The organism is Nocardioides sp. Root1257, from assembly GCF_001425175.1.
Taxonomy (GTDB): Bacteria; Actinomycetota; Actinomycetes; order Propionibacteriales; family Nocardioidaceae; genus Nocardioides.
The window spans coordinates 534,406-547,035 of the sequence record NZ_LMDV01000001.1 but is presented as its reverse complement, the minus strand read 5'-3'; the positions used below and the strand labels follow the sequence as shown (position 1 = coordinate 547,035).

The 12,630-nt window shown below is 73.3% G+C and carries 8 protein-coding genes; 3 read left to right on the top strand and 5 right to left on the bottom strand.

Features of this window, described 5'->3' with window-relative positions; genetic code table 11:
* Positions 1-13 precede the first annotated feature (13 nt).
* The 5 genes from ASC77_RS02690 to ASC77_RS02670 all read right to left on the bottom strand — a co-directional run bounded on the left by ASC77_RS02690 (position 14) and on the right by ASC77_RS02670 (position 8,090).
* Positions 14-2,560 (bottom strand): AAA family ATPase, encoded by a 2,547-nt coding sequence (locus ASC77_RS02690; RefSeq protein ID WP_056148552.1) that lies wholly within the window; start codon positions 2,558-2,560, stop codon positions 14-16.
* A 69-nt stretch (positions 2,561-2,629) separates the two neighbouring features.
* Positions 2,630-3,121: a beta-class carbonic anhydrase gene (locus ASC77_RS02685; RefSeq protein WP_200944870.1), complete on the bottom strand. Its 492-nt coding sequence runs from the start codon at positions 3,119-3,121 to the stop codon at positions 2,630-2,632.
* Between the two features lie 22 nt (positions 3,122-3,143).
* Positions 3,144-4,901 carry an MFS transporter gene (locus tag ASC77_RS02680; protein ID WP_056148547.1) on the bottom strand — a complete coding sequence of 586 codons (1,758 nt, stop codon included), beginning with the start codon at positions 4,899-4,901 and terminating at the stop codon, positions 3,144-3,146.
* A complete protein-coding gene (locus ASC77_RS02675; protein ID WP_162249784.1) occupies positions 4,898-5,611 on the bottom strand; it encodes an LppX_LprAFG lipoprotein in 714 nt (237 codons plus the stop codon). Before ASC77_RS02675 ends, ASC77_RS02680 begins: the two co-directional genes overlap by 4 nt.
* Positions 5,612-5,615: 4 nt before the next feature.
* Positions 5,616-8,090: a DNA topoisomerase (ATP-hydrolyzing) subunit A gene (locus ASC77_RS02670; protein ID WP_056148541.1), complete on the bottom strand. Its 2,475-nt coding sequence runs from the start codon at positions 8,088-8,090 to the stop codon at positions 5,616-5,618.
* Positions 8,091-8,167: 77 nt separating this feature from the next.
* Between ASC77_RS02670 and ASC77_RS02665 the strand changes: the two genes are divergently transcribed.
* Genes ASC77_RS02665 through ASC77_RS02655 form a run of 3 tightly spaced genes read left to right on the top strand, consistent with a single transcriptional unit; the run spans position 8,168 to position 12,602 of the window.
* On the top strand, positions 8,168-10,855 hold the full coding sequence (locus ASC77_RS02665) for a bifunctional GNAT family N-acetyltransferase/acetate--CoA ligase family protein (protein ID WP_235547414.1): 2,688 nt from the start codon (positions 8,168-8,170) through the stop codon (positions 10,853-10,855).
* Positions 10,856-10,881: 26 nt separating this feature from the next.
* Positions 10,882-11,472, top strand: coding sequence for a DUF5998 family protein (locus ASC77_RS02660; protein ID WP_056148536.1), 591 nt, complete (start codon positions 10,882-10,884; stop codon positions 11,470-11,472).
* Between the two features lie 11 nt (positions 11,473-11,483).
* The gene (locus tag ASC77_RS02655; protein WP_056148534.1) at positions 11,484-12,602 is read left to right on the top strand and encodes an alkaline phosphatase family protein; all 1,119 of its coding nucleotides are present in this window, start codon (positions 11,484-11,486) and stop codon (positions 12,600-12,602) included.
* Positions 12,603-12,630: the final 28 nt, after the last annotated feature.

Below are 12,630 nucleotides of genomic sequence, written 5' to 3'. Positions count from 1 at the left end.
CCTCCCTATCTACTCAGGCGGTGAGGACCCCCAGGCGCTCCGCCTCGGCGGTCGCGGCCGCGCGGTTGGGTACGCCGAGCTTCCCCAGCACCGCCGACACGTGGTGGTCGACGGTCTTGGGGCTGATGTAGAGCCGCTCGGCGATCTCGTTGTTGGTCAGGCCGGCCGCGAGCAGCTCCAGGACGTCGTGCTGACGCTGCGTGAGGCCGAGGGGATGGTCGCGGGTCGCCGCCCGGGGACCGGCCGGGACCGCGCGCAGGCCCGCGGTGCGCATCCGGCGGCGCACCAGGCCGGCGGCGGCGACCGCCCCGAGATCCTCGAACCGCGTCAGCGCGTCCCGCAGCGACTCCTCGTCGCCGGCGTCGACGAGCGCCAGCGCCGCGTGATGGCCGCAGCCGAGCGCGTCCCAGCCCGTCGCGTCGGCCGGGAGGAGGGCGGGTTGCTCGCCGCCGGTGATCCGCCGCTCCCACCAGGACACCGTGGCGTCCTCCCACGGCAGCCGGGGCAGCACCCGGGCGCGCGCGGCTGCGAGCTCGGCGGCGGCACCCTCGAGGTCGTCGGCCAGCCAGCGCGCCTCGGCGCGCGCGACCCGCACCAGGACGACGTACGGCGGGTCGTCCAGGTCGTCCGCGGCGTCGAGCGCGCAGTCGAGCAGCTTCTCCGCGTCGTCGTGGCCCTGCCGGGCCCGGAGCAGGCCGAGCGTCGTCAGCGAGGTGAGGTGGTTGGCGGGGGAGGCCGGCGTCGTGAGCACCTGCTCGGCGAGCCGCTCGGCCTCGGCCCAGTCGCCGAGGTCGAGGAGCGCCAGCGAGCGCCGGCCGCGCAGGCAGGTGGAGTACGTCGTGATGTCGCGCTCGTCGCAGTAGGCCAGCCCGTCGTCGTACCAGGTCTGACCGTCGGCGTAGCGGTGCTCGACCTCGAAGAGCTCGTACGCCGAGGCGTAGACCGTCGCGACCTGCTTCTCGAGCCGCTCGGCGGTCGCGAGGTCCAGGGCGGAGCGCATCAGTGGCTCCCAGCTGCGCCCGTCGCCGGCCGCGCGCTGGGCCAGCCAGACCCGGGCGGTGACCAGGGCGTCGAGCGCGCCGGTCTGCTCGGCGATGTCCGCCGCGCGGGTCAGCTGGTCGCCCCGGGCGGCGTCGTCGGGCACGTCGTCGGCCTGCATCAGGTAGGCCCAGGCGAGCTCCGGGGTCGGGCCCAGCGGCTCGAGGACCTGCACCGCAGCCGCGGCGGCGTCGCTGGAGGCCCGCCCCTGGCACAGCCGCCAGCGCACCGACGACAGCCAGCTCAGTGTGGAGCCCTCGCGCAGGCTGTCGCCCACCTCGCGCCAGATCAGGAGCGCCTCGGTGCGGGCCCAGGCCGCCTCCTCCCAGCGGTCGACGAAGGTGTCCTCGTGGCCGAGCGCGTCCAGGAGCCCGGCCCGCTCGCGGCGGCTCAGCCCCTCGCCGTGCTGCAGGGCCCGGGCGTACTGCGCGGCGGCCTCGCGGTGCGCGCCCAGCGCGGCGGCCCGCTCGGCGGCCGGGACCGCGTGCCGGAGCACCGCAGCGGCGTCGCCCGCCGCCTCGGCGTGGTGGGCGAGGCGGGCGTCGTCGTCGCACCCCGATGCGACCAGGGCGGCGAGCACGGCGCCGTGGGCGGGCCGGCGGCGGTGGCCGGCGAGGCTGGCCTCGATCGCCAGGCGCGCGATCTCGTGGCGGAAGCGCAGCCCGCCGACCCCGTCGCCGACGACGATCCCGCAGCCCACGAGCTGGTCGAGCTCGGCCGCGGTCACACGGGCCGCTGCCGTGAGGACGTCGGCGTCGAACCGGGAGCCGAGGACGGCCGCGACCTCGAGCGCCGCACGGGCCGGGGCATCGAGCGCGGCCGCCCGGGCCAGCACCACGTCGCGCACCGAGGCGGGCACGTCGGTGCCCGCCTGGAGCACCTCGGTGACGAGGAAGGGGTTGCCGCCGGTGAGCCGGTAGAGCCGGTCGGCGTCGACGGCGGCGCCCTCGGCGAGGCGGCGTACGGCGTCGCGGGTCAGCGTCGGGAGGTCGAGGCGTCGGGTCGGGCGCTGGGTGACGAGGTCGCCGAGGGCGACCCGCAGCGGGTCACCCGGGTCGAGGGCGTCGTCGCGGTAGGTCGCGATCACCAGCAGCGCGTCCTGACCCACGCGCCGGGCCAGGAAGCGGAGCAGGTCGAGCGTCGCCTCGTCGGCCCAGTGGACGTCCTCGACCGACACCACGACGAGCCGGCCGGAACGGGTCGCGTCGCGCAGCTGCGTCAGCAGGCCGGCGAAAAGGTCCTCGCGGTGACCCGACGCGGGCACCGTGGACGCGCCCAGCGAGGCGGACACCTCGAGGAAGGGCGCCAGCGGTCGGGGCACGAACTGCCCGTCGCACGCGCCGGCGTACCAGCTCGTGCCGCCCGGCTCGGCCTGCAGCTCGGTGCGCAGCACGTCGAGCAATGTCGACTTGCCGACCCCGGCCTCGCCCGCGACCAGCACGAGGCGGCCGGTGCCGGCGCGGGCCTCGGCGGCGTACTGGCGCAACGCGGTCAGCGCGGAGGCGCGCTCGATGAGCTCCACCCCGACAGTCTGCGCTGCCAGGTGCCCGGCCGCACGGTCATTTCGGACCACGGCTGCCGGTGGGTGGGGTCAGTACTTCTGCTCGAGCAGCCCGGTGTCGACGTCGTAGATGAAGCCGCCGACCTCGACGGTGTCGGGGACGAGGGGGTGGGAGCGCACCTTCTGGACGTCCTCACCGAGGGCGGCGATCTGGTCGGCGATCACCGGGAAGGGCTGCCAGGAGGCGTCCATGCCGGCGGAGGCGCCCACCCGCTCGCGCAGCTCGGCCTCGGTGCTGCTGGCGACGGCGCAGCGGGTGTGGGGGACCACCAGGACCCGCTCCACCTTGAGGAGGTGGACGCCGAGGACGAGGGCCTCGAGGGCCTGCGGCGTGACGCGGCCACCGGGGTTGCGGAAGATCTTCGCGTCGCCGGCCTTGAGCCCGAGCATCCGCAGCGGGTCGATGCGCGAGTCCATGCAGGTGACGATGGCGACGCCGGCGTGCGCGACGCCGTCGAAGCCGGCCAGGTCGAAGGAGGCCGCGAACTCGCGGTTGGCGTCCAGCAGGTCGTCGAAGCTCACGCCCGGCACGATAGCCAACCCCTCAACCGGCGGAGCGGAGCAGGTCGCCGGTCGAGATGGCCCGCGTCGGTGCCAGCCGGAAGAGCACCAGGGCGAGCACGCCGGCGACGAGTGCGCACACCGCCGCTCCGGTGAAGACCGTCTGCTCCTGGGCGATGCCGGCGACCTTGAGCAGCCGGCTGAACTCCGAGCAGCGGCTCGCCCCGTCGCAGACGTCGCGCACGGACGGTACGTCGGCCTGCTCGGCGTAGTAGCGCCGGAGCCCGATGGTGGTGAGCGCGGAGATGCCCACGAGCATCCCGACCATCCGGGAGACCACGACGAAGGCGCTGGCCAGGCCGTGCACGTCGTCGTCGGTGCTGGCCAGGACGGCGGCGTTCACCGGGGCGAGCGCGACCCCGAAGCCGAGCCCGCCGATCACCAGCGGCAGCGTCGCGACCGGGCTGTCGAGCGAGTCCAGGCCCCAGGTGGCCATCCAGAGGAAGCCGGTCGCGGCCAGCACCATCCCGCCGGCCGTGACGACGCCGGCCGGTGCCCGGTGCGTGAGGTAGCCACCGATCACGGCGCCGACCGGCAGCGCGACCAGGAAGCGCACCAGCACCAGGGCCGCCATCAGCTGGGAGCCGGGGTAGACGGTCGTGCGGGCGAAGAGCGGGATGTCGATCAGGGCCGCGATCAGGGCCGCGCCGATGAAGAAGCTGACCAGCATCGCGCCCCACGCCGGCGTACGCCGCAGCGCGCCGGCCGGCACCAGCGGCTGGTCGGTCCGGCGCAGGTGCAGCACGAAGGCGACGGCGGCGAGCGCGGCGCCGACGAGGTACCAGAGGCCCTGGTCGGAGAACACCTGCACCTTGGGGTCCGCCGTGGCGAACGCGAGGATCACCCCGGCGAGCGCGAGCGCGAGCAGGACGGCCCCGAGTGCGTCGGCCTCCCGCACGGTGCGGACCCAGTCGGGGACGTCGAGGAGCGGGCGGCGCGCCGTGCAGCACCGGACGACGAGCAGCACGAAGGCGCCGATCGCGACCAGGCCGATCGGGGTGAGCCAGCGGCCGTCCCCGGCGTACGGGATGAAGAGCTGGCCGTAGGTCAGGTCGCGCATCAGCTGGCTGGGCTGCACGAAGACGAGCACGCCGGCGACCAGGGCGACCAGCGCCAGCCCGAGGCCGATCCAGTCGAAGGTGCGCGCCGGTGGTTTCGAGGCTCGCTCCGCTCGAACCTCGACCACCGCGATGCTCCTGATGGCGGCCGCCAGGACCAGGCCGACGACGAGGTTGACCAGGAAGATCACCCGCCAGTCGGCGACGGCCAGCACGAGGGCGCCGAAGAGCGGGCCCAGCACGCTGCCGATCTCCTGGACCGCGGAGACCAGGCCGAGGGGGACCCCGCGGCGCTGGGCGGGGTAGAGATCGGCGACCAGGGCGAGGGTCGCCGGGACCAGGCCGCCGCCGCCGACGCCCTGGAGGAACCGGCCGGTGACCATGCTCGGCATGTCGTAGGCGAGCGCGGTGACCAGGGAGCCGAGCGCGAAGACGAGGAGCGCGGCGACCAGCACCGGGACCCGGCCGCGGAGGTCGGCGATGCGTCCGATGAGGGGGAGCATCGCGACGTAGCCGAGCAGGAAGCCCGACACGATCGGCGCGGCGCGCTGGAGCTGGTCGACCGGGATGCCGGCGCTGGCCATCATGTCCGGCAGGGCCAGGACGACGACGTACGTGTCCGCGGCCGCGAAGGCCACCGCCACCGCTGCGAGGGCCAGCAGCACCCGCGGCGAGCGCGTCATGGCGCCTTGATGTCCTTGTCGGTCCCGTAGTCCTCGAAGGTCACGGTGTAGGTCATCGACTCGGAGTTCTTGTAGAACACGCCGGTGAGCTTCGCGCTGCGCAGCTCGTCGTCGTCGGTGATCGTGTAGGTGACGTCGAAGTCGCCCGAGGCGGTCGGGATGATGTTCTTCATCGTGTCGGCGCCGACGGTCCCGGAGTACTCGGTCAGCACCTCCTTGTTGTCCGCCCCGCCGCGCACGCTGTCGCCCTGCTCGACGTCGGTGGTGGCCGGCAGGAGCGAGGAGAAGCCGGTGTCCGGGCTCATCAGCCGGGCCGGGTCCGGGGCGCCGTAGTCGGCGGGGTCGATGTCCTGCCAGCCCGTCGTCAGCGGGATCTGGGCGTAGACCTTGTCGTCGACCGCGATCACCGGCACCTGGAAGGCCTGGCCGGACAGGACGACGGTGATGGTGCCGTCGAACGCGGGGGCGTGGGTGCCGACGCCCTCGGCGGTCTCGACGCCGGTGACGCCGTCGGGCAGGTCCTTGGTGTCGAGGGTGAGCGAGACGCCGCTGGTCTCGTCGAGGTTCGTCTTGGCGGCGGCGAACACCTCGTCCGGGGTGGCATCGGATCCGCCGCCGTCGTCGCTGCCGCTGCCGCTGCAGGCGGTCAGGGAGGACGCGGTGAGGAGTCCGGCGACGACGGAGAAGGCCAGGCGGTGCCGAGAGATCACGGGGTCACCCTTCCACACGGACCCGCGCAGCGACCGGACCGGCGCAGGCGACGATCGGCTGGCTGGCGGGGGTGCCGGAGCCGTCGCGGCGGCCGGTGGCCTCGGGCAGGTCGATGGGGGAGCCGCTGGCCGCAGCCGCCCGCGCCGGCGCCGTACCGACCCAGGCGAAGACGAGGGTGTCCTCACCCTTGAGGAACCGGTGGCACCGCACGCCGCCCGTGGCGCGGCCCTTGGCGGGGTACTCCGAGAACGGCGCGACCTTGAGCGCGCCGGCGTCGGTGCCCTCCAGAGCGGTGGACGAGCCGGACGCCGTGACCACGACCGAGCCCTCCGGGGCGTCCGGGTCGACGGCGCCGAACCAGGCCACCCGCTCGCCGCTGGCCACCCGGACGCCGGCGATGCCGCCGCCGGTGCGGCCCTGGGGGCGTACGGCGTCGGCGCCGAAGTGCAGGAGCTGCGCGTCGGAGGTGACGAAGCAGAGGGTCTCCCGACCGGTGGCCAGCTCGACCGCGCCCACGACCTCGTCGCCGTCGGCGAGCCGGATCACCTCCCAGTCGTCGCGGCCGAGGACCTCCGGGTTGACCCGCTTGACGGTGCCCTGACGGGTGCCGAGCGCCAGGCCGGGGCCCTCGGTGGCGAGCGTGCACAGCGCGAGCAGCCGCTCGCCGGGCTCGAGCGGGAGGATCTCGCTGACCGGGAGGCCGCCTGCGAGGTGCGGGTCGTTGGCGGTGTCCGGCAGCTGCGGCAGCTCGAGCACGCCGATCTTCACCAGCCGCCCGGTGCTGGTCAGGCCGCCGATCTCGCCCCGCGCCGTCGCCCGCACCGACGAGACGACCACGTCGTGGTTGCTCCGGCCGCCGCCCTGGCCCGGCTGCTCGGCGTTGGCGCTGCGCGCGAGCAGGCCGGACGAGGAGAGGTAGACGAAGCACGGGTCGTCGGCGACCTCGAGGGCGACCGCGGTGGCGGTGACGGCGGTGCCGGCCGACTCGAGCAGCACGGTGCGGCGCGGCGTGCCGTAGGTCTTGGCGACCTCGGCGAGCTCGTCGGAGACGACCTTGCGGAGCAGCTTGTCATCGCCCAGGATCGCGTCGAGCTCGTCGATGGTGCGCTGCAGCTCGTCGCGCTCCTTGTCGAGCTCGAGCTTGGAGAACTTCGTGAGCCGGCGCAGCGGCATGTCGAGGATGTAGTCGGCCTGGACCTCGCTCAGGTCGAAGACCGTCATCAGCCGCTCCTTGGCGGCGGCGGCGTTGTCGCTGGAGCGGATCAGCTGGATGACCTCGTCGATGTCGAGGATCGCGAGCAGCAGGCCCTCGACCAGGTGCAGCCGGTCGGCGGCCTTGGTGCGCCGGAACACCGAGCGCCGGCGTACGACGTCGAAGCGGTGCTCCAGGAAGACCTCGAGCATCTCCTTGAGCGCCAGCGTGCGCGGCTGCCCGTCGACCAGGGCCACGGCGTTGATGCCGAAGGAGTCCTCCATCGGCGTCTGCTTGTAGAGCTGCTCGAGCAGCGCCTCGGGCACGAAGCCGTTCTTGACCTCGATCACCAGGCGCAGCCCGTTGGTGCGGTCGGTGAGGTCCTTGATGTCGGAGATGCCCTGGAGCTTCTTGCTCTGGACCAGCAGCTTGATGCGCTCGATGACCTTCTCGGTGCCGACGCCGTACGGCAGCTCGGTGACGACGATGCCCTTGCGCCGGTTGGTGATCGCCTCGACGCGGGCGGTCGCGCGCATCCGGAAGGACCCGCGGCCGGTCTCGTAGGCGTCGCGGATGCCCTCGAGACCGACGATCTTGCCGCCGGTCGGCAGGTCGGGTCCCGGGATGAAGCGCATCAGGTCGTCGACGGTGGCCTTCGGGTGCGTGATGAGGTGCCGCAGCGCCTGCACGACCTCGACCAGGTTGTGCGGGGCGCAGTTGGTCGCCATGCCGACCGCGATGCCGGTGGTGCCGTTCACGACCAGGTTGGGGATCGCCGCCGGCAGCACGGCCGGCTCGAACTCGCGGCTGTCGTAGTTGGGCTTGAAGTCGACGGTGTCCTCGTCGATCGAGGCGGTCATCGCGACGGCGGCCGGGGCCATCCGGGCCTCGGTGTAGCGCATCGCGGCGGGGGAGTCGTCCGGCGAGCCGAAGTTGCCGTGCCCGTCGATGAACGGCACCCGCATCGACCAGGGCTGCGCCATCCGCACCATGGCGTCGTAGATCGCGCCGTCGCCGTGCGGGTGCAGGCGACCCATGACCTCACCGACGACACGGGCGCTCTTCACGTGCCCGCGGTCGGGCCGCAGGCCCATGTCGTTCATCGTGTAGAGGATCCGGCGCTGCACCGGCTTCAGCCCGTCTCGGGCGTCCGGGAGCGCCCGGGAGTAGATGACGGAGTAGGCGTACTCGAGGAACGACGTCTCCATCTCGTGCTTGATGTCGGTGTCGAGGATGTGCTCCTCGAAATCGTCCGGGAGGTCCTGCTTCGTCTTGCCGCGCGCCATGGGGGGATTCTTTCAACTGCCACCCACGGAAACGTCAGGGGCACGCCGGGTTCATGTGTCCACGCTAGATTTCACGCGTGACCGTCACCCCTGCACCCATGCACTGGGAGGCGGACGTCCTCCTCCGCGACGGGCGCACCGCGCACATCCGCCCGATCCACGCGGACGACCGCGAGGTCTTCGTCGAGTTCTACTCCCGGGTCTCCGACCAGTCGAAGTACTACCGCTTCTTCTCCCCGATGCCGCGGCTCTCCGATCGCGACGTCGACCGGTTCACGAACGTCGACAACGTGGACCGGGTCGCCCTGGTGCTCACCCTCCAGGGCCAGATCATCGCCGTCGGCCGCTACGACGTGATCAAGCCGGGCGAGGCCGAGGTGGCGTTCCTGGTCGAGGACAGCCACCAGGGCCGCGGCATCGGGCAGCTGCTGCTCGAGCACCTCTCCCAGGCCGGCCGCGAGCGCGGCGTCGAGCGGTTCGTCGCCGAGGTGCTGCCCGACAACACCCGGATGATCCAGACCTTCCGCGACGCCGGCTACCGCGTGGCGAGCGAGTACGACGAGGGTGTGCTGCAGCTCGAGTTCTCGATCGACCCCACCGACACCGCCATCGGGCTGATGTCGGCGCGCGAGCACAAGGCCGAGTCCGCTTCGATCGAGAAGTTCTTCAACCCGCGCTCGGTCGCGGTCATCGGCGCCAGCCGGCGCCAGGAGACGATCGGCCAGGCGCTCGTGCGCAACCTGATCACCGGCGACTTCAGCGGGCGCGTGTACGCCGTCAACCCGACGTCGCACGCCGTGTCGGGGCTCCCGACGTACAAGTCCGTCACGGAGATCCCCGACGACGTCGACGTCGCCGTCGTGGCGGTCCCCGCCGAGCACGTCCAGGACGTGGTGCTCGACTGCGCCGCCAAGGGGGTGCACGGGCTGATCGTGGTCTCGTCGGGCTTCGCCGAGACCGGCGAGGAGGGCCGGGTCCGGCAGCGCAAGCTGGTCGGCCTCTCGCGCTCCTACGGGCTGCGCCTGATCGGCCCGAACTGCCTCGGCATCATCAACACCGACGCCAAGGTCTCGCTCAACGCGTCGCTGTCGCCGCTGATGCCGCCGCGCGGCCGCGCCGGCTTCTTCTGCCAGTCCGGCGCGCTCGGCACCGCGATCCTGGAGAAGGTCTACAACCGCGGGCTCGGCCTCTCCACCTTCGTCAGCGCGGGCAACCGCGCCGACGTCTCGGGCAACGACCTCCTGCAGTACTGGGAGGAGGACGACTCCACCGAGGTCGTGCTGCTCTACCTCGAGTCGATCGGCAACCCGCGCAAGTTCTCGCGCATCGCCCGCCGGGTCTCGCTGCGCAAGCCGATCATCGCGGTGCGCTCCGGACGGACCACGCAGGGCGTGCCGATGGGCCACGCGGTCCGCAAGATCGCCGCGCCCGCCGCGGCCGTCGACGCGATGTTCCGCCAGGCCGGCGTCATCCAGGTCGACACGCTCGACGAGATGTTCGACGTCGCCCAGCTGCTCGCCCACCAGCCGCTCCCGCGTGGGCGCCGGGTCGCGATCGTCGGCAACTCCGACGCGCTCGGCCTGCTCGCCGCCGACGCGGCCGCCGCGGTCGGGCTGGTCGTCAACAAGTCCATCGCGCTCGGCACCGACGCCGGCGCGGAGGACTTCGAGGACGCCCTCGACGCCGCGATCGACGACCCCGAGATCGACTCGGTGGTCGCCGTCTACGTGCCGCCGATCAACGTCTCCGGCGAGGGCGTCGCCAACGTCCTCGCCGCGGTGGGGGAGCAGTCCGACAAGCCCCTGGTCTCCTCGTTCCTCGGCGCCGAGGGCGTGCCGGAGCTGCTCCGGGTCCCCGACGTCGCCGGCTCGACCGCGGGCCGAGGCTCCGTGCCGTCGTACCCCGGCGTGGAGTCCGCGGTGCGTGCGCTCGCCCACGTAGTCGACTACGCGGTGTGGCTGCGCACGCCCGACGGGGAGCCCGTCGACCCGAGCGCCGTCGACTCCGCCGCGGCCAAGCGGCTGGTCGGCCGGATCCTCTCCGAGCACCCCGAGGGCACCGACCTCGACCTCGACTCGCTGACCGAGCTGCTGGCGACGTACGACGTGGAGCTGTGGCAGACCCGCGACGTCGCGAGCCGCGACGAGGCGATCGCCGCGGGCGAGGCCCTCGGCTGGGACGTGGTGCTCAAGGCGACGGCCGAGCACCTGCGCGAGCGTCCCGACCAGGCCCACGTCTGGCGCAACATCGACGACGCCGACGAGATGGCCGACGCGTGGGACACGCTCGGGACCCTGATCGGCGAGCCGGAGCGCGCCGGCTTCGTGGTGCAGAAGAACGCGCCGCCGGGAGTGCCGGTCGCCATCCGCACCATCGAGGACCCGCTGTTCGGTCCGGTCGTGTCGTTCGGGATCGCAGGCCCGCTGACCGAGCTGCTGGCCGACCGCTCCTACCGGATCCCGCCCCTCGGAGGTCGCGACGCCGCGTCGATGGTGCGGGAGATCAAGTCGTCGCCGATGCTCTTCGGCTACCGCGGCAGCGAGGCGGTCGACGTGGCCGAGGTGGAGCGGCTCATCCAGCGGGTCGCCCAGCTGCAGAACGACGTGCCCCAGGTCAGCGCGCTCGAGCTCTCGCTCGTGCTCGCCGGCGCCGACCGGGCCACGGTGCTGACCGCCGCGGCCCGTGTGGACCCGGTGGTGGACCCGCGGTCGGACTGGTTCGTGCGCCGCCTGTCGCAGCCCGCTGGGGACACGCTTCCTTCGTGACCTGGACCGCGTGACAGACTGCAGGCATGCGCAGCACCAGGACCACTGAGGGTCACGATCGCGCCGTCGAGCTCCGCGACGCGATCGACCGCACCGGCTACTACCCCGACGTCGTCGCCGAGGGCGTCGAGAGCGCGGTGGCCGGCGAGGAGGTCGTCTCCTTCTTCGTGCACCACGAGCCGACCTTCGACCGTGATGAGGTGCGCCGGCACCTGTCCGTGGCGGTGCTGACGCCGAGCCGGCTGATCCTCGCGCACACCGACGAGCACGAGGGCGACGACCTGCTCCCGGAGCCCTACACGTCCACCTCCACCGAGGCGATCCGGCTCAGCTCGGTCCGCTCGGTGGTCGTGACCAGGATGGTGGCCAACCCGACCTCGGGTCCGCGGCCGCCGGCCGAGGCCGTGATGACGATCGGCTGGGGCGGCGTCAGCCGCGTCGACCTCGAGCCGGCGGGGTGCAACGACCCGCAGTGCGACGCCGACCACGGCTACACCGGGGTGCTCGCCTCCGACGACTTCTCGCTGCGGGTGTCCGCGGCGGCCGACGGCACCGACGCCGTCGCCGGGCTGCTGACCTTCGCCGAGTCGCTCTCGGCCCGCACGCACACGCGCTGATCGACGTCGGCGTGGAGGGGTTCCTCGAGCCTGCCTACGGCTCGCGCTCGCTCGGTGACGTGGTCCCGGCCGTCGCGTCGGCGCTCGGCCTGCCCGTCGGTGACGCGCCGACCGGGCTGGACCTGCCCGCGGCCCCGGCGTACGTCGTCTTCCTGGTCGACGGGCTCGGGGCCCGCCTGCTGGAGCGCTACGCCCACGCCGCGCCGTACCTCGCCTCGCTGCTCGAGCACAGCCCGCCCGGCACGGCCGGCGTACCGTCGACGACGGCGACCAGCCTGACGTCGTTCGGCACCGGGCTGCCGCCGGGATCGCACGGGCTGGTGGGCTTCACCTCCCGGGTGCCCGGCACCGACAAGCTGCTCAACGCCCTGATGTGGGACAAGGACGTCGACCCGGTGGAGTGGCAGCCCCACGACACCTCGTTCTCCCGGCTGCGCCGCCTCGGCGCCAGTGTCACGGTCGTCAACAAGCGCGAGTTCCGGGGGAGCGGGCTGACGGTCGCGGCGCACCGTGGCGCGGAGTACGTCGGCGCGGACCGGGTCGGCGAGCGGATCGCGGCCGCGGTCGCCGCGTCCGTCGAGCGGGCGTCGCTCACCTACCTCTACGACGGGGACCTCGACTGGACCGGGCACCGCTACGGCGTCGCCTCCAGCCCGTGGCTCCAGCAGCTGTCGATGGTCGACGCCGAGGCCGAGCAGCTGCGCGAGGCGCTGCCGACCTCCGTGCGGCTCCTGGTCGTCGCCGACCACGGCATGATCGACTCGCCCGCGGAGCACCGCGTCGACGTGGACGACCGCACCGAGCTGCGTGACGGGGTCGCCCTGGTCGGCGGCGAGGCGCGGTTCCGCCACCTCTACTGCCAGCGGGGCGCCGTCGACGACGTGGTCGCGACCTGGCGTGACGTGCTCGGGGACCGGGCCACCGTGCTCGCGCGCCACGACGCGATCGCGCGCGGCTGGTTCGGGCCGGTGCTGACGAGCGTGCTGCCCCGCCTCGGCGACGTGGTCGTCGCCTGCCACGGGGAGACCGCGATCCTCTCGACCCGTGACTTCCCCTACGAGGCGACGCTCGTCGGGCTGCACGGGTCGCTGACGCCGGACGAGATGCTGATCCCCCTGCTGGTGGACTGAGCCTCGTCGGCGGGGCCGCACCGCCGCT